Origin of the sequence: Streptomyces sp. NPDC088553, from assembly GCF_044752965.1 — a bacterium.
Lineage (GTDB): Bacteria > Actinomycetota > Actinomycetes > Streptomycetales > Streptomycetaceae > Streptomyces.
In genome coordinates this window covers 424,176-443,474 of record NZ_JBIVMG010000006.1, presented here as the reverse complement: position 1 = coordinate 443,474, position 19,299 = coordinate 424,176, and the positions used below count along the sequence as shown (strand labels likewise).

The window sequence follows — 19,299 nt, the reverse complement described above, 5'->3', positions numbered from 1 at the left end:
CTGGCTGACGGTTAAGTCGCTTACCGTCACCTACTGACATTCCTGTTCCTTCGGCCCCACGCCTTGCGCGCGTGGGGCCGAAGGTGCCTCCTCACTGCGCCGAGGTACCACCCATGCCCTTGCAGTACCAGTCTTGTACCTTCCGCTATCCCCGCACATCCCGCCCCGTTCTAGACCGGCTCGACCTGGAGTTCGTCCCCGGACACACCGTTCTCCTCGGGCCCAACGGTGCAGGAAAGAGCACCCTCCTTTCCCTCGGCGCCAGCGCCCTGCAACCTCAGTCGGGACTTGTCCGGTACGGGCGGCTCGACCCGACAAACCGCCGGCACGTGCAGAATTACCGACGCAAGGTGTCCTGGTTGCCGCAGCGCCCCGGATTCCTCCCGGGATTGACGTGCAGGGAGCATGTGGCGTACGTCGGCTGGCTCAAGGGCATGGGGGAGGGTGCCGCCTGGCGCGCAGCGCCCGAGGCAATCGAGAGAGTCGGCCTCACAGACAAGATGAACAACAAGGTCAAGGCTCTGTCCGGTGGCCAGCAGCAGCGGATCGCCATTGCTCAAGCGCTTGTCCATGAAGCTGATTTGCTGCTTCTCGACGAACCAACTGTCGGGCTTGACCCTCACCAGCGGCGTCGGTTCCTCGATCTGCTGATCTCACTGCGCGGCACCGTCAACGTGATCGTCTCCACCCATGACATCGGCGACCTCGACGAAGCCTTTGACGAGGTCGTCGTCCTGGAGTCGGGCCGGTCAAGGTTCAGAGGAACGGTCGAGGAATTCGCCGCGCATGCCCAACCCGACTGCGCGCCGGGCCGGCGCCTGGAGAGCGCGTACGCCTCGCTGCTGGAGGCGAACGAGTGATCACCTGGGCGAACCTCCGTTCCTCGGCCGCGCTGTGGCTGGCTCTGCCTGCCATGTTCTACGCCGGTTTGTACATCGACGACGTCACCTATACCGCGCCGTCGGAATACGGGGTGGAGTCCGGAGAGCTCGCGGCCTACGGCATGGCAATCATTGCCCCGGCAGTGGCCGGGGCCGCCGCATGGGAAGCGGGCCGCCACCGTCTACTGGGCGATGTGCGAACCGTCAGCGCACGACCCCTTGCTCAACAGCTTTTCCGGGCCGCCACTCCCGCATTGCTCCTGCACCTGCTCCTCATTGTTGAGGCGCTCGTGATGGCCCGTAGGGCCGTGGGTGTGTGGCCGAGTGATGCCGGGTGGCTCGCCGTAGCGCATCTGATCGTGGTTCCCCTCGGCTGGCTGATCATCGGTTGGTGCCTGGGAATGGTGCTGCCCAGGAGTATCGCGGCGCCCATTGCCGGGCTTGGCTGCTGGGCCTGGCTCTCGATACCGCACACCTTGGCCAACCCGTGGGTCCGCCACCTCGGAGGCTTCATCGACGGAACGTCGAGCGTCACAGACGTACGCACGTCTGCCGTGTACACCGTGCCGTGGGCCGTCGTCGCCGGGGTGGCCCTTGCCCTCTGGCTCTTCGTCCATATGCGCCGGCGCGCCTGGGGCACAGCCGCCTGTGTCTTCGTGCTGGCGATCACGTTCGTCACCGGCCGCATCCTGGTCGCCGACTGGGGCTACCAACGCCCGACGAGCCCCCGAAGCGTCGCCATGACCTGCGTGGGAGCCGCCCCAAGTGTGTGCGTGCCGCCGGAATACAAGCAGTACGCCGAGCAGCTGCGCCGGGATGCGCTGGTCCCCCTTTCGCGGCTCAAGGCCGCAGGAGTCACCCCGCCCCTAGAACTTCGCGTCGCCTCCGATGCGGTCCCGCTCAAGCCGGGTATCTGGCCGCTGTACTGGTCGATCCCACCGGTCCACTCCCAGCCCGACGCCGGCCAGTACGCGGTGAGTCTGGCCCAGTCGGCAGTAGTCGGCACAGCCGCGCTCGCAGGCGGGTCCGACTGTCGCCGACCCAGCGCCGTCGCATCCGCCTGGGCCGCGCTGGTGATCGGCGTGGACGAACAGGCCATGCGCCAGGCGATGCTCGATACCGACTGGGCCGCACTCCAGAAGGTCCGCCGTCTTCCTGCCAAGGAACAGCTCGACTGGTTCGACAAGACTGCGGTGAGCGGAGGGCACTGCCCCAGGGGCATCTCATGAACCGCTATGCGATCATCGTGCGCCGCTGGTGGACCGTGCCCTTGGCGATCTTCCTTCTCGTTCTGGTGAGCGGGACAGTGGGAACCAGCGAGGTTCCCGTTCCGAGTCTGACCGGCGGCATGGCCAGCGCTCACGTCGCCTACTTCACTCCCGTTGTGATCGTCATCGCGGTCATGTACTCCCTGGAACGGCGGCTCCCCTCAGCGGAGAGCACGGCGGTGGTCCCCGTCCACCGGTTCGACCAGGGCGCCGTGATCCTCACCACGGTGCTCGCACACGGAGCAGGACTGGTGGTGGGACTGGACGTCGCCCGCAACATCACCCTCCTCCTCGCCATCGCCCTCATCACGTGGCGACTCGCCAACGAGGCGACCGCAGCAGCAGCCGGACTGCTGTTCCTCATCCTCAACCTCATGCTCGGCCGCGCCTACGATGCCAGTGGCCACGCATCGCACACGTGGTGGGCTCTCGCCCTCTACCCGGCCCGAAGCGTGAGCGCATGGCTGGTGGCGGCGGCCCTCTTCGCCGTCGCACTGAAGGTGTCGACGACGAAGCGCCGCGGTGTCTCATCGTGAGGTGAGCGCTTCCCGAGCACAGCGCGCTGAACAAGGCGTGCCACTACGTGCCAGTCAGGACGGTAAACAGCGGTCACGAAAGGGCGGTCCGGGCCCCTCCCATCCATCGCCGGACAGCACGTTTTTGCAGGTCAGGTGCCCTTTACCTCGGAAGTGCCGGGTGATTCCCAAGCTTATAGCGCGGGTTCGATTCCCGTCATCCGCTCTTGAGAGAAGGCCCAGGTCTCTGACCTGGGCCTTCTTCATGGTCCGGTACCGGCAGTTACAGGGCGCCTCCGGCTGTTCGGCCGTGGGGCACGCGGGCCGCCGCGCCTCCCGGCCACATGTCCTGGGGGCGCTGGGCCACGGGGCTGAAGCGGGTCGCCGCGGCCATCACACGACCGGCCAGGACAGCGTCCTGTACATCTGCCGGCCGCCGCCCAGACGCGGCCACCTTCCGCACCCACGTGGACCGACGCCGCGCCGCGTCCGGGACGCTCGACTTCACGACCCCCGACGGGGGGTACAACCCGCTCAGCGTCTATTCGGAGGACCGGGGCCTGATCGTCGTCCCTGACACCGAGGTCGGCGCGTTCTGGAACTTCTCCGACTACTGAGCCGCACGAGCGCAGCCCTGACCAGGTGCTTCGAGAGGATGCCCACGCGCCGGCCCGCTCCGCTCCCGGCGGGCGGAGAGAGACGCTGCACCCGACGTGAATGAATACCTGTGTCCGCGGCCGGAGAATTTAGCGGCCCCGGCAGGGAGGGTTTTTGTCGGCACCACGCAGGGGGAAATACTCGCCGCACAAATACTGCGACGGCGTGCTACTGTCGAAGTCAGTTGCAGTTTTGGTACCCGAAAATCTTCAAGCGCCTTCGGTCGGCTACGCCGCACGGAAGCGCTTTATTTCCGGTCATTTTCCGGGCAGGGCATCATCGCGGCGACACGGCATCCGTACGGTACGGACGCCGGCGTACTGCCCCAAAGGAGACATGACATGGCTACTGGCACTGTGAAGTGGTTCAACGCGGAAAAGGGCTTCGGCTTCATCGAGCAGGACGGTGGCGGCGCCGACGTGTTCGCCCACTTCTCGAACATCGCCGCCCAGGGCTTCCGCGAGCTGCAGGAAGGCCAGAAGGTGAGCTTCGACATCGCGCAGGGCCAGAAGGGCCCGACGGCCGAGAACATCGTAACCGCCTGACGCTGACGCACGACTTGTAGCTGGGGCCCGCATCCCTCGGGGTGCGGGCCCCAGCTGCATCCATTTCGCAGGTTTCCGCCTGCACCCGGCCCGCGCTCACCACCCCTTTTCTCCACGCGGTTGCGCGCCGGCCTTTCTCTTTCCGAGCAGGCAGATCTGCTCTCTTTCGCATTTCATTCGGCCCGTGCCTGTGATTCCCAGCGCTGTTCATCCGCTCCCGGAATTCCTCGATACGCGCCGTATCAAGGAAGGTTCTGCATGAACCCCACACGCACGAACAGCCGTTCCTCCCGTGCCCGCCGCAACGGCGGCAGCCACGCGTACGGCTCCCCCGCCGGTTCGGGCCGAGGCAGTCGCTTCGGTTCGTCCGCCCCCAGTCGTACGGGAGGTCCGAGCCGTTCGGGCGGCCACAGCCGCCGGCCCGCCGCCGTACAGGGAGAGTTCGCCCTCCCTAAGACGATCACCCCCTCGCTCCCCGCCGTCGAGACGTTCGGCGAGCTCGACATGCCCAGGGAGCTCCTGGCCGCGCTCACCGCGCAGGGCGTGTCCGTGCCGTTCCCGATCCAGGGCGCGACCCTGCCGAACTCCCTCGTGGGTCGTGACGTGCTGGGCCGCGGCCGCACCGGCTCCGGCAAGACCCTCGCCTTCGGCCTGGCCCTCCTGGCCCGCACCGCCGGGCAACGCGCCGAGCCCCGCCGGCCGCTCGCCCTCATCCTCGTCCCGACACGCGAGCTGGCCCAGCAGGTGACCGACGCCCTCACGCCCTACGCACGCGCCGTCAGGCTGCGCCTGGCGACCGTGGTCGGCGGCATGCCCATCGGACGCCAGGCCGGCGCCCTGCGCGGGGGCGCCGAAGTCGTCGTCGCCACGCCCGGCCGCCTCAAGGACCTCATCGACCGGGGTGACTGCGGGCTGAACCAGGTCGCGATCTCCGTCCTGGACGAGGCCGACCAGATGGCCGACATGGGATTCATGCCCCAGGTCACCGCCCTCCTGGACCAGGTGCGCCCCGAGGGCCAGCGGATGCTGTTCTCCGCCACCCTGGACCGCAACGTCGACCTCCTGGTCCGCCGCTACCTCAACGACCCCGTCGTCCACTCCGTCGACCCCTCGCAGGGCGCGGTCACCACGATGGAGCACCACCTCCTGCACGTGCACGGCGCCGACAAGCACCGGGTGACGACGGAGATCGCGGCGCGCGAGGGCCGGGTGATCATGTTCCTGGACACCAAGCACGCCGTGGACCGGCTCACCCAGGACCTCCTCGACAGCGGAGTGCGCGCCGCGGCACTCCACGGCGGCAAGTCCCAGCCGCAGCGCACCCGTACCCTGGCCCGGTTCAAGACCGGACACGTCACCGTCCTGGTCGCCACGAACGTCGCTGCCCGTGGCATCCACGTCGACAATCTCGACCTCGTCGTCAACGTGGACCCGCCGACCGACCACAAGGACTACCTCCACCGCGGCGGCCGCACCGCCCGCGCGGGCGAGTCCGGCAGCGTCGTCACCCTGGTCACCTCCAACCAGCGCCGCGGCCTGACCCGCCTCATGGCCGACGCCGGCATCGTCCCCCAGATCACCCAGGTCCGCTCCGGCGAGGAAGCCCTCCACCGGATCACCGGCGCCCGGACCCCTTCCGGCGTCCCGGTCACCATCACCGCGCCGGCGGCCGAGCAGCGTAAGCGCGGACCGGTGTCCCGCGGTCGGCGCAGTCCCGCCGCGGCGGCCCGCCGCGTGAGCACGCGGCAGCCCGCCGTCGACGCGGCGGCCTGAACGCCGCGTGAGCAGGAAACCGACCCACCTCTGCAGGAGGCACCTTTGACGCTGGTCCAGACGCAGCCCCGCTCAGCGAACGCCACCCCCGCGCACAGGACGGTGGCCGACGCCATGGACATGGCCGCACCACAGGTCGGCGACGACATGACCGTCGAAGTGGCCCTGTCCGTCATGATCAGTGCCCGCGCGGGGCATCTGCTCATCTGTGACGACGACGGGCTGTGCACCCGGCTGATCACCCGGGCCCAGCTCGCCGCCGTCCGTGACAGTGACGCGTACACGGACCGCGTCCGGCTGCGCGACGTCCCCGGCGACCGCGGGCCGTTCACCGCACCCCGCACCCCGATGAGCCACCGCCGGCCCGACGCCCTGCCCCTCGTGGCCGGACAGGGCAGCGCTCCGGGCGTCCTCGCCCCCGCCTGAACCACCTACCGCGGCCGGACCCTTCTCCCCTTCTCCCTGTGAGGCATCATGCGCTGCGTCATCGCCCGGTTCCCGTTCGATCTGACCAAGAGCGGCGTCCTGGAATCCATGAAGGGCATCAAGCCCGAGGAGATCATCGGCGAATCCGTGATCATCGGCCGCCGCACCTACCCCGTCAAGCAGGTCGGCCAGGTCATCACCCGCCAGGACCGCCGCGACTTCAGCGCCGGCGAAGTCCTGCGGGCCATGACCCGGCTCGGCTTCACCTGCCGCGACCTTCCCCGGAACGCCGCACCGGCACACGCCATCACCTCGGTCCAGCAGGCATCCGCGCTGCTCGGCACGCCGATGACCGTCTGACCGACGGGACCGGCGCGAGCCGCCACCGGAACAGCGAAGAGGGCCCGACCAGCACCCGTGCTGGTCGGGCCCTTCCGCATGTCGGGACCTCCCGCGTGCCGGGGCCCTCCCGCATACCGACAGGTTGTCCCACGCGGCGCCGTATGAGTGGTCGGTGACCATCGGGAGGGCACTCACACGCGCTCTGCTGCGGCCGGCCCGAGCCCCTGACCTGCAGTGCAGGTGCTCCGCAGATCCTGGACCGACCACGAAGGTCTAGCTCTCTCCAGGAAGCACGAAAATCTATCGCGGCCAGAGTAGACATTGGGCAGTGACGTGGTTATGGTTTCTCTCGTAACGCAGAGAGACAAGACAGCCTGGCAGAGACGAACTGCCGGGCCGCGGTATCCACAAGTGCAGTTGGCAGGACGGTGCGGTGGTGGAGTTCCGAAGCCAGGGTTGTTGCAGGACGGCGACGGGACTGGCGACCGGACCGGGTGGCCCGCAGTAGTCAGGGGCCGCCATCAGCGGGACCGCTGTCATGGCAGTCGAGGTGCCCGCGAGTGCAGTACGCAGTCCCCCGTTGGGTAAGCAGTTGATCGCCGAGGGAAGAACGGAGGAGCCAGCGCCATCAGGATCGCCCGGGCGGAATTCTTGAGCCCGGGTACCGCAGGACATCGATAGTGAGGTGGTCTCCGGTCAAGCAACCGCGATCCCCGCGTGCCCGACAGCGTCTCGGTCGGGTCGGCGGAAACAGAAGGCCGGTGCAGTATCAGGACCGGCGGATGGTGTAGTAGTTCCTTCGGGGCCCTGGTGCCGTACGGCACCAGGGCCCCTCAACGCGTTCACCAGAGAGGTGCAAGTGACAGCAGGCGACTCCTTCGACCGTCTCGACGACGACGACTACCCCGCCTACACGATGGGCCGGGCCGCCGAGATGATCGGCACCACCCAGGGATTCCTACGCGCCCTCGGCGAGGCGCGCCTCATCACCCCGCTCCGCTCCAGCGGCGGCCACCGCCGGTACTCCCGCTACCAGCTGCGCATCGCCGCACGCGCCCGGGAACTCGTCGACCAGGGCACGCCCATCGAGGCCGCCTGTCGCATCATCATCCTCGAAGACCAGCTCGAAGAAGCCCAACGCATCAACGCCGAGTACCGCCGCGCTGCCGGGTCGTCATCCCCTCCGCCGGCCTCGGACTGAGTCGAGTGTGCCCGTCGGTATCGGCGGGCCCCGCTTCTCCACGGGTTCCCGTCATCGGCCCTTGAACGGCGCCCGGGTCAGCCGCCCGGGGCTCTCACCGTCCAGCGCAGCTCGCCCGTGGGGCGGGTCATCGGACCGGGCGGCGGGCGGCGCGGCGCATGCGCATGGTGATGTAGATGAGGTCCGCCACGAGCAGCACGATGCCGATGATCAGCAGGAAGAGCAGCCCGTCGGCGACCGCACCGATGATGCCCAGCACGATCGCGATGATGATCAGGGCCAGGAAGAGCGTCATGAGGACTGGTCCCCTCGGTCGGTCGGAGGCTCAGCGGCGGGCCAGCTGGCGTTCACCGTTCGCCCCGGGCTCGTAGGGAAGTTCGTAGTGCCGGAAGACCGCTTCCTCGTCCTCGGCGGGAAGTACGTCGTCGGTGCCGATCGAAGGGCCCTGCTTCACCAGCGCCTTGTCGTACGCGACCCTCACATAGCCCGGCCCCGCCGTCGCACCGTCAAGGGGAACGAACACCAGATGGTGTCGTGTGGGCAGGCCGACACGGACCGTGGCCATGGCCGGCTCGTCGGTGCTGGTGTCGACGTAGATCGCCTCCAGCTCTCCGATCCTGCGGCCGCGCGAGTCCACGACGTCGTGGGTGCGCCACTCACGGATGTCCGCCATCTGGATCATGTCGGCTCCTCGCGGTCGGTCACTGGTTCGGGAAGCGCGTCGAGAGGGATCTCGGCGGTTCGGGTGATGTCGTCGGCGTGGACCGCACGGGCCATCGCCGCGCGGGCCGCATCCGCCGGGGTGACCGGCGGGACGGGGCGGCCGACACCTCATGGCGGACGAGAAACCGCCGTGGTCTCACGGTACTCCGGGTGCGTGCGATCCCACCCGACTCCGGGCGCCCGCGATCCCACCCGCGAGCATCGGCCGGGCGCTGTCACCGGCCTCACCGGCCGCACATCGCCTCTCAGAAGCTGCTCGTCCGCCACGGGCGGAGTCCAAGCTTGAATCGCGGGTTCGTTCCCCGTCCTCCGCTCTTCGACGCAGCCCCAGGTCATCGACCTGGGGCTGCGTCGTCGGGGCGTTCACCGGGCCCACGGCCCGGCGGACCAGCTCGCTCAGCTCGGCCAGTTCGCCCGGGTCGAGGCCGGGTTCCTGGATCACGACCCGCGTGCCGGCACGCTCGTCGCCGTCGACGGCGACGAATCCGCGGCGCCGGACGACCTCATGGCCCCGGGATCGCCCGGTGGCGATCCGGAAGGCGGCGGAGTTACGGGCCTGACGCATCGATGCCTCGGCCAAGGCCACGGACGCGGCCCGGTCAGCGGAAGTCGATCTTGCTGTCACGGCGCCCACGGTACGGAGCAACCGTCACACAGGTGCTTTCCCTGCGCGCCGACCGCTGCTCACCGGCACTCGTCGCGCCTGTCGTGCGCCGGGTCGGGTGCGCACAGCCAGCCGTTGACGGCGAAACGGCTGTCCTCGTGCCGACCTCCGGGGCACACGACGGGGCGCACCTCGTGCCAGGCGGTGGGCAGGAAGAACACGATGCTGTCGTGCTCGGGCTGCCAGTCCCGCCAGGTCCGTTCCTCCCACTCCCCGGTCGTCTCGGTGTGCAGCGGCAGGGCGGCGTCGAAGACGCGCAGCTCGCCACCGCCGAACGGCCGGGGCGTGCGGTGCAGGTAGTACACGAACGTGAGCAGACGGCGGGGGGCGTACGCGGCGCTGGTGTCCTGGTGCGGCCCGTAGAAGTCCCCGTCGTTGTGCACGTTGAGGCCGTAACTTGGCTCGGTGTAGCGGCAGTCGACCCCCAGCGTGTGCTCGACCGCCTCCCGGACGTCGTCGATGGCCGCCAGGAGCTCAGGCGCCCGGAAGTCGGGGCACGACCGGGACCTGCGCAGGTCGGGGGCCAGCTCCCGGTCCCGGACCAGGGAGGGCCCGAGCCGGTCGCCCGTGGCGGCGACGGCACGCTCAAGGAGGAGGCCGGCTGTCCGCTCGCCCAGGAACCCGGTGATGCGGCAGACCGTCACCGGAAGCCGCCAGATCGCGTCCGTGGACACCGGCGACAGTCCGTGCGCCGTCATCGCCCCGCCTCGGACGGAGTCGTGGCCACGGCCTCGCGCAGCCTGGTGACTTCGGCCCTGAGCTCCTCCACGTGGCGTTGGAGCGCCTGGACGCAGACCAGGGCCACGCCGAGGCCGTCGACGACGGGGATCCTGGTGTCGTCCCGGTTGAAGCCGAACGCGGCGTGCCAGTCCTGGGCCATCGGCCCGAGATGACGGACGTCCTCGGGCTCCCAGAGGTAGCGCCAGGTGCTGACCGGCAGCGCGGCCACGGTGTCCAGGACGGCGAAGCCGTTGACCGCGCCGACCGGAGCCACGGCGGTGCCGTCCCGCGGACCCGCCGCGGCAGGGTCCGGAGCAGCGGCGTCGGCCGCCCGGGCCCGCCTGCTGAGGATCCGCATCGTCACCGGCTCCAGTCGACCGGGACCACGTCCTGCTTGAGCCCGCGGTCGCTGCAGAGCGAGCAGGGAGCGCCCGGCACCCCGGGCCCCTGGTCGGTACCGACGGTGATCGCCCCGTGGGCCCCGACAGGAGCGTGCACGCCGTCGCCGACGAGCGCGGCCTCGTAGCCGCCGAGCAGCTCCTGAAGGGTTCCGGGCCCCAGGTTCTCCGGGGCGGTGATCGAGGCCACCCCGTCGTAGTCGGTGAAGGCGGCCCCCAGCGTCCGGCCGCCGACGGTGGCGAACACGATCTTCGCTCCCCGGATGGGCTCCCCGGTGATGGCGTCGGAGGCCATCGCGTGGATGTTCTCCAGTTGCATCTGGGTGACGTTCAAGGTGGCCTGGCTGGTCGTGAGCCTGACCGGCTTGAGGCTGGGGCATTCCGCGCCGCTGCACGGCGCGGGCGACGAGGGGGCGGCGGTCGCGGCGACACCGCTTCCCGCCCCCAGCGACGCCAGAGCGGCTGCCATCACCGCGACGGTCCTACGACCGACAGAACCCATGTCCACTCCCTGGGAGCCGCTCGGGCTCGCTCCGCACCGGCGCGGAAGGCCGGGACGGTCCTGGCGCGTGCGGCACTCGACCGATGCCGCCCCCGTGGGACGACGCGAACGACCGTAGCCACACCCGTCCGACGTACGCGTCCGATGAACACGAGTACGCACCATCTGATGAATCGCCGACGGCACTGTGACGAACGCGGACGATTCATATCGGCCAACGAAGCCCCGGGTCGCGAGGGTGCAGGAACTGGAGCCGTACCGGGGAGAGCCGACCCCGGTACGGCTCCCGGGCGCCGAGGACGCCGTGCGGCAGGCCCTCGTCCCGGCGACGACGCCCGCCGGGACGAGGGCCGGTCAGCGGCCGGCCGGAGCGCCGATCAGCCGAGCCGTGACCACGCTCAGCCACAGCAGGCCGAGGCCGGCGCCGGCGGTGAACGCCAGGACCGAGGCGGCCGAGAGCAGGAAACCGGCGAGAACGGCCACGGGCACGACGCGGGACGCGACGGCCCACCCTCGCGGGCCCCGGGCGGCGAGCGGACGGGCCAGCACGACGAACGCGGCACACAGGGCGAGATAGCCGATCGTTCCGCCGAACATGTGGACGGCGCCGTGCCCGCTCATCACGGTCGCCTCGGGCGCCCCGACGGGAAAGCCCGCACCGGCATCGGCCGGGAAGGCCGCCGCGGTCCAGAAGGAAACGCCGAAGACACCGACCAGGGCCGGCCCCCACGTCCCGCCGGGGCCACCACGCAGCGCCCGCCGCAGTCCGGCCGCGCCGACGGTCAGCAGCGCGCCGGTGAGCAGGAAGCTCACCGTCTGGACCCAGCCCCACTCGCCGAGGGCGAGCTGGCTGATCGCGTTCCGGGTGAAGTCGAAGCCGTCGCGGGCGAGGCCCTGGGCGAGACCGGCCACCAGGAACAGCGGGCCCGCCACCACACCACCGGCGACGGCCCACCGGGCCGCCGATCGCGACGCGGGCGTGGCGGAGAGGACGTGGCGGGGCGGGGTGAGGGTGTCGGTCATGGCGGGCCTTCCTCGCTTCGATGATGTCGTCCCTATGACCGATGGCACGGAGCGGAGTCATCGGCCCACCGATGTGCACCGGATCACACGGTGGTGCGTCGACTGCCCGCGCGCGCCCAGCTGGTGATCGCGGCGTACGAAGCGGGAGTCGTGGCGCCCGCCCGGGGCGGGCCGGGAGCACGCCGAGAGGGCACGGGTCCCGGCGTACGGTCTCCACCGCGTACGGCCGGCCGCGGCGCCCCGCGCGACGGGTGGACGCGGCCCGTGTGCGGGACCGATCATGGGCGGATGTCGCTCCGCACGTACGAGGCCGATCTGTTCGAGGGTTCCAGGGGACGTCTGCAGGCCATCGCCTACCGGATGCTCGGGTCCGCCGGTGATGCCGAGGACGTCGTGCAGGAGACGTATCTGCGCTGGCACGCGGCGGACCGGGAACGGATCGAGACGCCCGAGGCGTGGCTGACCAAGGTGCTCACCAACCTCTGCCTCAACCAGCTCACCTCCGCGCGGGTCCGGCGGGAGACCTATGTCGGGCAGTGGCTGCCGGAGCCGGTGCTCGCCGGGGACCCGATGCTGGGGCCGGCCGACACCGCCGAGCAGCGCGAGTCGGTCTCCCTCGCGATGCTCACTCTCATGGAGCGGCTGTCGCCCAACGAGCGCGCGGTGTACGTGCTGCGCGAGGCCTTCGGGTACGCGCACCGCGAGGTCGCGGAGATCCTCGACCTCACCGAGGCGAACTGCCAGCAGATCCACCGGCGCGCGAAGCAGCACCTCGCCACCGGCCGGGCCCGTACCGAGATCGACGCGGTCGCCGCACGGAAGGTCGTCGAGGAGTTCCTCGCCGCGGCCCTCAGCGGCGACACCGAGCCGCTGATCCGGCTGCTCACCGACGACGCGGTCGGCGTGGCCGACGGTGGCGCCAAGGTTCCGGCCCGCAGGACCCCGGTCATCGGCGCGCTCGGCATCGCGCGCTACCTGCGGGGGCTGTTCCGGCCGAGCCCCGCCAAGCGGACCATCGCCGGCGGCGACCCCGAACTCCACGTCGCCGTCGTCAACGGCGGTCCCGCCGTGCTGGTCTCGGTCGGCGAGCGGATCGCCGGGGTCATCTGCCTCGACACGACGCCGGACGGTGTCGTCGCGGTCCACCTCCAGGTCAATCCCGACAAGTTGGAGCGCCTCACCCGCCAGTGGGCGGCCGCCGGTCCCCATCGCCCGCTCAGGGACATGTGGTGACCCACGTCACACGCGATTCCTGTCAGGGATCGCGCGGCTGTCCGGTTCAGGAGGTGAGTCCAACCGGATAGGGAGCCAGCCATGAAGCACCGCATCGTTGTCCTCGGAGCCGGGTACGCCGGAGCGACCGCCGCCGGCCGCCTCGCCAAGCGACTGCACCGCGACGACGTCGAGATCACCCTCGTCAACGGCGAGACCGAGTTCGTGGAGCGGGTCCGTCTGCACCAGCTCGCCGGCGGACAGGACCTGCCGAGCCGCCCGCTGCGCGACGTGTACGCGGGAACCGGTGTGGAGCTCCGGTCGGCGTGGGTCACCGCCGTCGACGTGGACAGCAGGACCGTCGAACTCACCGGTGAGCAGGGCGCCGAGACCCTCGGCTACGACACCCTCGTGTACGCCCTGGGGAGCACCGCCGGCGCCCTCGACGTCCCCGGTGTCGCCGAGCACGCGCACGGCGTCGCCGGGAAGCAGGACGCGCTGCGACTGCGGGCGCGCCTCGGCGAGCTGGAGCCGGGCGGCACCGTGCTGATCGTCGGCGGCGGCCTCACCGGCATCGAGGCGGCCACCGAGATCGCCGAGGCCCGCCCGGACCTGAAGGTCGCCCTCGCCGCCCGCGGCGGTGTCGGCGACTGGCTCAGCGACAAGGCCCGGCGTCATCTGCGCACCGTCTTCGACCGGCTCGGCATCACGGTCCACGAGGGCGCCGACATCGTCCGTGTCGAAGCGGACGGCGTCGTCACCGGTGAGGGCCGGGAGATCCCGGCCCGGCTGACCGTGTGGACCGCGGGCTTCGCCGTGCACCCGATCGCCGCCGCCACGACCCTGGAGGTGTCCGGCACCGGACGGATCGTCGTGGACGCCACCATGCGCTCGGTCTCCCACCCCGACGTGTACGCCGTCGGCGACGCCGCGCTCGCCGAAGGGCCGGGCGGCAAGCCGCTGCGGATGTCCTGCGCCACGGCGAGCCCGATGGCGTGGCAGGCCGCCGACTCCCTCGCCGCGCGCCTGACCGGCCGCAAGGTTCCCGAGAACTCGATCGGCTACGCCGCGCAGTGCATCAGCCTGGGGCGCCGCGACGCCATCTTCCAGAAGGTGACCCACGACGACGAGGTCACGTCCACCGTCATCACGGGCTGGGCCGGCGCCCGTATCAAGGAACTCATCTGCACGGGCGCGGCCTGGAGCGTCTCCCACCCGACGATGCTGCTGCCGAGCCGGCGCCGCCGCCTCACGGCGACCACCGAGCCGGCCGCGCCGCGCCTCGCCACCCGGTGAGGAGGCCGTACGGACTCCCCGCCTCCTCCGCCCGAGCCCCCGGCCCGCTCGCTCGTCCGCCGGGACGGGGTTCGGGCGGGGCCGGTGACGACCTCGACGGGATCCGGGGCCGCGCCCAGCGGTCTCATTCCGTCCAGGGCTGGAGCTTCTCGGGGTTGCGGACCGCCCAGATGTGCGTGATCCGGTCGTCCGCGAGGCCGAACGCCGCCACCGTCACGGTCGTGCCGCCGCGGCGGGCGACCAGGCCGGGGCGGCCGTTGACCGAGCGGACCTGGAGCGTCATGCCGGGTGCCATGTCGCCGATCGCGACGATGTAGCGGGCGATCTCTCCGGCACCGGTGATCGGGCGGAGTGCCGCGCCGACCAGGCCGCCGCCGTCGACGACCACCGTGGCGTCGGGGTTGAGCAGGCCGACCAGGGCCGCGATGTCCTGGGCCTCCCACGCCTGCTTGAAGTCCTTGATGACACGCGCCTGCACTCCGGTCGGCGGCTCCGGTTCCCGGGCCGCCCGGACGCGCCGGCGGGCCGACGAGGCGAGCTGCCGGCAGGCCGCGGGTGTGCGGCCGACGATCGTGGCCAGTTCGGTGAACGGGTACCGGAAGACGTCGTGCAGGATGAACGCGACCCGCTCGGCCGGGGTCATGGATTCGAGGACGACGAGGAAGGCCATGTCGACGGACTCGTCGAGGGCGATCCGGTCGGCGGGGTCGGTCCCGCCGTCGCCCGGCCGACCGTTCAGCCACGCCGTCGTGTCGGGCAGGGGCTCCGGGATCCATTCGCCCACATAGCGCTCGCGCCGCGCCCGCGCCGAGCCGAGGACGTCCAGGCAGATGCGGCCGACCACCGTCGTCAGCCAGGCGCCGGGCGCCTCGATGGCCTGCTGCTGGGGGCCGGGCATCGCGTACCAGCGGGCGAAGGCCTCCTGAACGGCGTCCTCCGCCTCCGCGAGGGAGCCGAGCAGGCGGTAGGCGACATTGATCAACTGCCGGTATTCGCCCTCGGGGTGGGCGGATGCGGGCGCGAGCCCGCGTTCTGGTTCCGTACGACTGCCGCTCATGGTGGTGGTGTCCCCCTCCGTTCGATCCGCGCTCGCCATGATCGGTGAGACGCGCATCACTCCGTAACCCCGGTACCGCGCCTCACATTCTCGGGGGCCGCGTCGTCGGACTGTCGAGAGAGCGACCGGCAGCGGAAGGACGGGATCACCATGGTCACGCGGACGACAGCGGGGACGACGGCGTCGATGACGGCAGCGGACACGGCGGCGGCATCGGCAGCGGTGGTGGCGGGGCGGGGCGACGGCCGGTTCGCGGGGTTCGTGCGCGCCTCGATCGCCCTGCAGACGGCGGGCATCTTCTTCCAGGCCGTCACCGCCGGAATGGCACTGACCTCGGAGGTCGGATCGACCCTGCACGACCTCGGGTCCAAGGGCATGTACGCGATGTCGATGCTGTACCTGCTCGCCGCGATCCTGGCGTGGCGGCCGGGCGGCGGCCCGGGCCGGCCCGCCCTCTACGCGACCGGCTTCCTGCTCCTCGGGACGCTGCAGGTGGTGATGGGCGTCAACCATGTGATGGCCGTCCATCTCCCTCTGGGGGTCCTGATGTTCGGCCTGAGCCTGCTCGATCTGGGGCGGGTCGTCCTCCAGCGGACGCGTCCGACGGCGGAGGCCGCTGTTTAGGGGGTCTCTTGCCGAGCCAGGGCCGCCTCCACGATGGCCGCCGCCGTCCTGGACGCCGACTGAGCGTCCCCACGGGCGGCCGGAAGGACGGACGGGCGGCCGGGCGGCCGGGCGGGCGGAAGGACGGGCCGGCGGGCGGGCCGCGCTCCACCGCCCGGAGCTTCGCCGCGCCGAAGGAGACGACGAAGCGGTCGCACCCCCACCGGCTCGCGACGGGCTTACCGCCACATTCGTCAGGAATCGAGAAGCGGGGGCGTACGTGCCCAACTAGCTTGTGGGCATGGACATCACCATTCACACCACCGTCCTCCCGCACGAGGATCCCGACGCCTCCCTCGCCTTCTACCGCGACGCCCTCGGCTTCGAGGTGCGCAGCGACGTCGGCCAGGGCAGGACCCGCTGGATCACCGTCGGACCCGTCGGACAGCCCGGTACGTCGATCCTCCTCGCGCCGCCCGGCGCCGACCCCGGAATCACCGAGGCCGAGCGGCGCACCATCGCCGAGATGATGGCCAAGGGCACCTACGGCTGGATCCTGCTCGCCACCCCCGACCTCGACGCCACCTTCGAGAAGGTGCAGGCCGGGGACGTCGAGGTCGTCCAGGAGCCGACCGACCAGCCGTACGGCGTGCGCGACTGCGCCTTCCGCGATCCCGCGGGCAACCTCGTCCGCGTCCAGCAACTCCGCTGAAAGGATTCCCCTCATGTGTCATCCTGCGTGGATGAGCGCACTGACCGAGGCGCAGCGCCTGAGTGATCTGGCGCGGCTGCGCCGCGTTCGCGACCGGATCGACCGGGAGTACGCCCAGCCGCTGGACGTCGAGGCGCTCGCCCGCGGGGTGAACATGTCGGCCGGGCACCTCAGCCGCCAGTTCAAGCAGGCGTACGGCGAGGCCCCGTACTCGTACCTCATGACGCGGCGCATCGAGCGCGCGATGGCGCTGCTCCAGCGCGGCGACCTCAGCGTCACCGACGTCTGCTTCACGGTCGGCTGCTCCTCCCTCGGCACCTTCAGCACCCGCTTCACCGAACTCGTCGGCGTCTCGCCCAGCGTCTACCGACGCCAGGTCGCCGACGGCGAGGCCGGGCTGCCCTCGTGCGTGGCGAAGCAGGTCACCCGACCGGTCAGGAATCGAGAAGCACCGGTGGCCGCCCCGCAACTAGCGTGATTCTCATGAACGCCATCGCCTCCCTCACCCTTGAGGTGGCCGACCTTCCGGCCGCCGACCGCTTCTACTCCGCCTCCGGTCTCGGCGCCCATGTGCGCCTGCGGGCCTCCGACGCGCCGAGCACCGGCTTCCGGGGCTTCTCGTTCTCCCTCACGGTGGACCGGCCGGCCGACGTCCGGCACTTCGTCGACGCGGCCCTCGCCGCCGGCGCCACCTCGCTCAAGCCCGCCTCGAAGTCGTTCTGGGGCTACGGCGGCGTCTTCCAGGCCCCGGACGGGACCATCTGGAAGGTCGCGACCTCGAACAAGAAGGACACCGGCCCGGCCACCGGCCGCGTCGAGTCCTTCGTCCTCCTGCTCGGAGCAGCGGACGTCGCCGCCAGCAGGGCGTTCTACGTCGAGCACGGCCTGACCGTCGGGAAGAGCTTCGGCCGCAAGTACGTGGAGTTCGCCGCCGCCGAGGGCAGCCCGGTCAAGCTCGCCCTGTACGGGCGCCGCGCCCTCGCGAAGGACGTCGGCGTCCCGGTCGACGGCGAGGGATCCCACCGGATCGCGCTCGGCGGCGAGGGCACCGGCGCCTTCACCGACCCGGACGGGTTCACGTGGGAGCCCGCTTCCGTGGCCGCCGCGTCCTGACCCGTACCCCGGTGGATCAGTAGACCGCACCCCCCTCCCCTCCCCTTCCCGTACGCAGTAGCCATCCCCAGCCAGCCTTGTGAGAGGAACCCCGTCATGTCGAACACGCGGTCGTCCACCAAGAGCACCAGCACCGGCACCGGCACCACCGCCGAGGGCAAGAGCAGCGCGAAGTACGACGGCTTCACCGAGGAAGAGCGCGACGCGATGAAGGAGCGCGCCACGGAGCTCAAGAGCACCACTCGGCGTGGCTCGCGCTCGGCCAAGGCCGACGGGGAGGCCGATGCCCTGGCGAAGATCGCCGAGATGACGGACACCGACCGGGTGCTCGCCGAGCGGATCCACGCGATCGTCAAGGAGCACGCTCCGGGCCTGGCCCCGAAGACCTGGTACGGGATGCCCGCGTACGCCAAGGACGGCAAGGTCGTCTGTTTCTTCCAGAGCGCGCAGAAGTTCAAGAGCCGCTACGCCACGCTCGGCTTCAGCGACCTCGCCCAGCTCGACGAGGGCACCATGTGGGCGACCAGCTACGCCCTGACCGAGCTCACCGAGGCCGACGAGACCCGGATCGCCGCGCTCATCGCGCAGGCCGCCGGCTGACCGTCGCGCACGGGCGGTACGTGGCCGGCGCGCGGCTCGGGCCGAGCGCGCCGGCCGCCCGTTTCGGGGTTCCCCACAGGAGAATTTCCGCGATCGCCCCGTGAGAATTCGAAGCTACGCGCGGTGAAAATTTGTCATGTAAACACACGGGATGCGACAGGGCGAAATCTTCACCCCGCACGCTCCGCCCCGTCGTGCTACTGTCGATATCAGTTGCAGTTGTGGGTCCCGAACGTACGAGTGCCCTTCCGGTCTTTCCGGCGCTGGGCACCCTTTTTCATTTCCGGGCTTTTTTCCGGACGGGGCGATCATCGCAGCGACACGGAGCACACACAGTGTGCGCTCCGAGCACTGCCCCGAAGGAGAATTTGGTATGGCGACTGGCACCGTGAAGTGGTTCAACTCGGAAAAGGGCTTCGGCTTCATCGAGCAGGACGGTGGCGGCCCCGACGTCTTCGCCCACTACTCGAACATCGCGTCCTCTGGCTTCCGTGAGCTGCAGGAAGGCCAGAAGGTGAGCTTCGACATCGCGCAGGGCCAGAAGGGCCCGACCGCCGAGAACATCGTCCCCGCCTGACACCCGGCGCTGACGCGTAGCACAAGCTGACGAGCTGAGGCCCGCACCTTTGGGGTGCGGGCCTCAGCTCTTTGCAACCTTACTCTTCAGTACCCCTCATCGGCTGCGGGAATTTCCTGGCCGGCCCCCTACTGGACCACTTCTCCGCAGGAGTCACCATGCGCTGTGTCATCGCCCGCTTCCCGTTCGAGCTGACCAAAGCCGGCGTGCTCGAAGCCATGAAGGGCGTCAAGCCCGAGCCGGCCATCGGTGATGTCGTCGTCATCGGGCGGCGCCAGTACCCCGTGAAGCAGGTCGGCGAGGTCGTCACCCGCCAGGACCGCCGCGACTTCAGCGTCGGCGAGGTCGTGCGGGCCATGACGAAGCTCGGCTTCACCTGCCTCACGGTCACCGCCGAGGAGCAGGCTTCGCCCTCCGAGACGACCTTCTGATCGGTCGGCGGCCTTGATCGGTCGGCGGCCTTGATCGGTCAGTGGCCTTCTGGTCGGTCA

Annotated in this window: 25 protein-coding genes; 18 read left to right on the top strand and 7 right to left on the bottom strand. The window is 70.4% G+C overall.

Annotated elements, in window-relative coordinates; genetic code table 11:
* Positions 1–113 precede the first annotated feature (113 nt).
* From ACIP8Z_RS22665 to ACIP8Z_RS22625, 9 genes are all read left to right on the top strand, one after another.
* Complete coding sequence (locus ACIP8Z_RS22665; protein ID WP_402086060.1) at positions 114–860, top strand: ABC transporter ATP-binding protein; 747 nt, start codon at positions 114–116, stop codon at positions 858–860.
* Positions 857–2,110 carry a hypothetical protein gene (locus tag ACIP8Z_RS22660; RefSeq protein ID WP_402086058.1) on the top strand — a complete coding sequence of 418 codons (1,254 nt, stop codon included), beginning with the start codon at positions 857–859 and terminating at the stop codon, positions 2,108–2,110. Before ACIP8Z_RS22665 ends, ACIP8Z_RS22660 begins: the two co-directional genes overlap by 4 nt.
* Complete coding sequence (locus ACIP8Z_RS22655) at positions 2,107–2,685, top strand: hypothetical protein (RefSeq protein WP_402086056.1); 579 nt, start codon at positions 2,107–2,109, stop codon at positions 2,683–2,685. The genes ACIP8Z_RS22660 and ACIP8Z_RS22655 overlap by 4 nt, the downstream gene beginning before the upstream one ends.
* Before the next feature lie 446 nt (positions 2,686–3,131).
* Entirely contained in the window at positions 3,132–3,281 is a 150-nt protein-coding gene (locus tag ACIP8Z_RS22650; RefSeq protein ID WP_402086054.1) for a hypothetical protein, read from the top strand.
* A gap of 381 nt (positions 3,282–3,662) precedes the next feature.
* Positions 3,663–3,866 (top strand): cold-shock protein, encoded by a 204-nt coding sequence (locus ACIP8Z_RS22645; RefSeq protein ID WP_030036716.1) that lies wholly within the window; start codon positions 3,663–3,665, stop codon positions 3,864–3,866.
* Between the two features lie 258 nt (positions 3,867–4,124).
* Entirely contained in the window at positions 4,125–5,639 is a 1,515-nt protein-coding gene (locus ACIP8Z_RS22640) for a DEAD/DEAH box helicase (RefSeq protein ID WP_402086052.1), read from the top strand.
* Positions 5,640–5,684: 45 nt separating this feature from the next.
* Complete coding sequence (locus ACIP8Z_RS22635) at positions 5,685–6,065, top strand: hypothetical protein (RefSeq protein WP_402086049.1); 381 nt, start codon at positions 5,685–5,687, stop codon at positions 6,063–6,065.
* 48 nt (positions 6,066–6,113) lie between these two features.
* Complete coding sequence (locus ACIP8Z_RS22630; protein WP_402086047.1) at positions 6,114–6,425, top strand: SCO5918 family protein; 312 nt, start codon at positions 6,114–6,116, stop codon at positions 6,423–6,425.
* Between the two features lie 841 nt (positions 6,426–7,266).
* A complete protein-coding gene (locus ACIP8Z_RS22625; protein ID WP_402086044.1) occupies positions 7,267–7,608 on the top strand; it encodes a MerR family transcriptional regulator in 342 nt (113 codons plus the stop codon).
* Positions 7,609–7,735: 127 nt separating this feature from the next.
* On the opposite strand, the gene ACIP8Z_RS22620 is transcribed toward ACIP8Z_RS22625, so the two are convergent.
* The 6 genes from ACIP8Z_RS22620 to ACIP8Z_RS22595 form a co-directional block, all read right to left on the bottom strand.
* On the bottom strand, positions 7,736–7,903 hold the full coding sequence (locus ACIP8Z_RS22620; RefSeq protein ID WP_402086042.1) for a hypothetical protein: 168 nt from the start codon (positions 7,901–7,903) through the stop codon (positions 7,736–7,738).
* 30 nt (positions 7,904–7,933) lie between these two features.
* Positions 7,934–8,290, bottom strand: coding sequence for a PRC-barrel domain-containing protein (locus ACIP8Z_RS22615; RefSeq protein ID WP_402086040.1), 357 nt, complete (start codon positions 8,288–8,290; stop codon positions 7,934–7,936).
* Positions 8,291–9,015: 725 nt separating this feature from the next.
* Positions 9,016–9,693, bottom strand: a complete 678-nt coding sequence (locus tag ACIP8Z_RS22610; RefSeq protein ID WP_402086038.1) for a 2OG-Fe(II) oxygenase — start codon at positions 9,691–9,693, stop codon at positions 9,016–9,018.
* Positions 9,690–10,073 carry a tail fiber domain-containing protein gene (locus tag ACIP8Z_RS22605; RefSeq protein ID WP_402086541.1) on the bottom strand — a complete coding sequence of 128 codons (384 nt, stop codon included), beginning with the start codon at positions 10,071–10,073 and terminating at the stop codon, positions 9,690–9,692. Before ACIP8Z_RS22605 ends, ACIP8Z_RS22610 begins: the two co-directional genes overlap by 4 nt.
* A gap of 2 nt (positions 10,074–10,075) precedes the next feature.
* Complete coding sequence (locus ACIP8Z_RS22600; protein WP_229918424.1) at positions 10,076–10,582, bottom strand: hypothetical protein; 507 nt, start codon at positions 10,580–10,582, stop codon at positions 10,076–10,078.
* 387 nt (positions 10,583–10,969) lie between these two features.
* A complete protein-coding gene (locus tag ACIP8Z_RS22595; RefSeq protein ID WP_402086035.1) occupies positions 10,970–11,638 on the bottom strand; it encodes a DUF998 domain-containing protein in 669 nt (222 codons plus the stop codon).
* A 288-nt stretch (positions 11,639–11,926) separates the two neighbouring features.
* Here ACIP8Z_RS22595 and ACIP8Z_RS22590 point away from each other — a divergent pair, with 288 nt between their 5' ends.
* Both ACIP8Z_RS22590 and ACIP8Z_RS22585 read left to right on the top strand, forming a co-directional pair.
* The gene (locus ACIP8Z_RS22590) at positions 11,927–12,871 is read left to right on the top strand and encodes an RNA polymerase sigma-70 factor (protein WP_402086032.1); all 945 of its coding nucleotides are present in this window, start codon (positions 11,927–11,929) and stop codon (positions 12,869–12,871) included.
* Positions 12,872–12,952: 81 nt separating this feature from the next.
* The gene (locus ACIP8Z_RS22585) at positions 12,953–14,146 is read left to right on the top strand and encodes an NAD(P)/FAD-dependent oxidoreductase (RefSeq protein ID WP_402086030.1); all 1,194 of its coding nucleotides are present in this window, start codon (positions 12,953–12,955) and stop codon (positions 14,144–14,146) included.
* Positions 14,147–14,270: 124 nt separating this feature from the next.
* Here the strand turns inward: ACIP8Z_RS22585 and sigJ are convergent, their stop codons facing one another.
* Positions 14,271–15,203, bottom strand: coding sequence for an RNA polymerase sigma factor SigJ (gene sigJ / locus ACIP8Z_RS22580; RefSeq protein ID WP_402086027.1), 933 nt, complete (start codon positions 15,201–15,203; stop codon positions 14,271–14,273).
* Between the two features lie 150 nt (positions 15,204–15,353).
* On the opposite strand from sigJ, the gene ACIP8Z_RS22575 reads away from it, so the two are divergent.
* The 7 genes from ACIP8Z_RS22575 (at position 15,354) to ACIP8Z_RS22545 (ending at position 19,239) form a co-directional block, all read left to right on the top strand.
* Complete coding sequence (locus ACIP8Z_RS22575; protein WP_402086025.1) at positions 15,354–15,827, top strand: hypothetical protein; 474 nt, start codon at positions 15,354–15,356, stop codon at positions 15,825–15,827.
* A 280-nt stretch (positions 15,828–16,107) separates the two neighbouring features.
* Positions 16,108–16,518, top strand: coding sequence for a VOC family protein (locus tag ACIP8Z_RS22570; RefSeq protein ID WP_209495636.1), 411 nt, complete (start codon positions 16,108–16,110; stop codon positions 16,516–16,518).
* Between the two features lie 31 nt (positions 16,519–16,549).
* Positions 16,550–16,996 (top strand): helix-turn-helix transcriptional regulator, encoded by a 447-nt coding sequence (locus ACIP8Z_RS22565; protein WP_402086022.1) that lies wholly within the window; start codon positions 16,550–16,552, stop codon positions 16,994–16,996.
* 5 nt (positions 16,997–17,001) lie between these two features.
* Positions 17,002–17,631 (top strand): glyoxalase, encoded by a 630-nt coding sequence (locus ACIP8Z_RS22560; protein WP_402086020.1) that lies wholly within the window; start codon positions 17,002–17,004, stop codon positions 17,629–17,631.
* Between the two features lie 96 nt (positions 17,632–17,727).
* Entirely contained in the window at positions 17,728–18,231 is a 504-nt protein-coding gene (locus tag ACIP8Z_RS22555; RefSeq protein ID WP_402086017.1) for an iron chaperone, read from the top strand.
* Positions 18,232–18,604: 373 nt separating this feature from the next.
* Complete coding sequence (locus ACIP8Z_RS22550; protein WP_055598357.1) at positions 18,605–18,808, top strand: cold-shock protein; 204 nt, start codon at positions 18,605–18,607, stop codon at positions 18,806–18,808.
* Positions 18,809–18,966: 158 nt separating this feature from the next.
* Positions 18,967–19,239, top strand: coding sequence for an SCO5918 family protein (locus ACIP8Z_RS22545; RefSeq protein ID WP_402086014.1), 273 nt, complete (start codon positions 18,967–18,969; stop codon positions 19,237–19,239).
* Positions 19,240–19,299: the final 60 nt, after the last annotated feature.

Bases quoted from the DNA above. Each gene is read 5' to 3' on its own strand.
- ACIP8Z_RS22665 (WP_402086060.1), top strand. From the start codon at position 114: ATGCCCTTGCAGTACCAGTCTTGTACCTTCCGCTATCCCCGCACATCC.
- ACIP8Z_RS22655 (WP_402086056.1), top strand. From the start codon at position 2,107: ATGAACCGCTATGCGATCATCGTGCGCCGCTGGTGGACCGTGCCCTTG.
- ACIP8Z_RS22645 (WP_030036716.1), top strand. From the start codon at position 3,663: ATGGCTACTGGCACTGTGAAGTGGTTCAACGCGGAAAAGGGCTTCGGC.
- ACIP8Z_RS22640 (WP_402086052.1), top strand. From the start codon at position 4,125: ATGAACCCCACACGCACGAACAGCCGTTCCTCCCGTGCCCGCCGCAAC.
- ACIP8Z_RS22630 (WP_402086047.1), top strand. From the start codon at position 6,114: ATGCGCTGCGTCATCGCCCGGTTCCCGTTCGATCTGACCAAGAGCGGC.
- ACIP8Z_RS22620 (WP_402086042.1), bottom strand. From the start codon at position 7,903: ATGACGCTCTTCCTGGCCCTGATCATCATCGCGATCGTGCTGGGCATC.
- ACIP8Z_RS22615 (WP_402086040.1), bottom strand. From the start codon at position 8,290: ATGATCCAGATGGCGGACATCCGTGAGTGGCGCACCCACGACGTCGTG.
- ACIP8Z_RS22610 (WP_402086038.1), bottom strand. From the start codon at position 9,693: ATGACGGCGCACGGACTGTCGCCGGTGTCCACGGACGCGATCTGGCGG.
- ACIP8Z_RS22605 (WP_402086541.1), bottom strand. From the start codon at position 10,073: ATGCGGATCCTCAGCAGGCGGGCCCGGGCGGCCGACGCCGCTGCTCCG.
- ACIP8Z_RS22600 (WP_229918424.1), bottom strand. From the start codon at position 10,582: ATGGCAGCCGCTCTGGCGTCGCTGGGGGCGGGAAGCGGTGTCGCCGCG.
- ACIP8Z_RS22595 (WP_402086035.1), bottom strand. From the start codon at position 11,638: ATGACCGACACCCTCACCCCGCCCCGCCACGTCCTCTCCGCCACGCCC.
- ACIP8Z_RS22590 (WP_402086032.1), top strand. From the start codon at position 11,927: ATGTCGCTCCGCACGTACGAGGCCGATCTGTTCGAGGGTTCCAGGGGA.
- ACIP8Z_RS22585 (WP_402086030.1), top strand. From the start codon at position 12,953: ATGAAGCACCGCATCGTTGTCCTCGGAGCCGGGTACGCCGGAGCGACC.
- sigJ (WP_402086027.1), bottom strand. From the start codon at position 15,203: ATGAGCGGCAGTCGTACGGAACCAGAACGCGGGCTCGCGCCCGCATCC.
- ACIP8Z_RS22575 (WP_402086025.1), top strand. From the start codon at position 15,354: ATGGTCACGCGGACGACAGCGGGGACGACGGCGTCGATGACGGCAGCG.
- ACIP8Z_RS22570 (WP_209495636.1), top strand. From the start codon at position 16,108: ATGGACATCACCATTCACACCACCGTCCTCCCGCACGAGGATCCCGAC.
- ACIP8Z_RS22565 (WP_402086022.1), top strand. From the start codon at position 16,550: ATGAGCGCACTGACCGAGGCGCAGCGCCTGAGTGATCTGGCGCGGCTG.
- ACIP8Z_RS22560 (WP_402086020.1), top strand. From the start codon at position 17,002: ATGAACGCCATCGCCTCCCTCACCCTTGAGGTGGCCGACCTTCCGGCC.
- ACIP8Z_RS22555 (WP_402086017.1), top strand. From the start codon at position 17,728: ATGTCGAACACGCGGTCGTCCACCAAGAGCACCAGCACCGGCACCGGC.
- ACIP8Z_RS22550 (WP_055598357.1), top strand. From the start codon at position 18,605: ATGGCGACTGGCACCGTGAAGTGGTTCAACTCGGAAAAGGGCTTCGGC.
- ACIP8Z_RS22545 (WP_402086014.1), top strand. From the start codon at position 18,967: ATGCGCTGTGTCATCGCCCGCTTCCCGTTCGAGCTGACCAAAGCCGGC.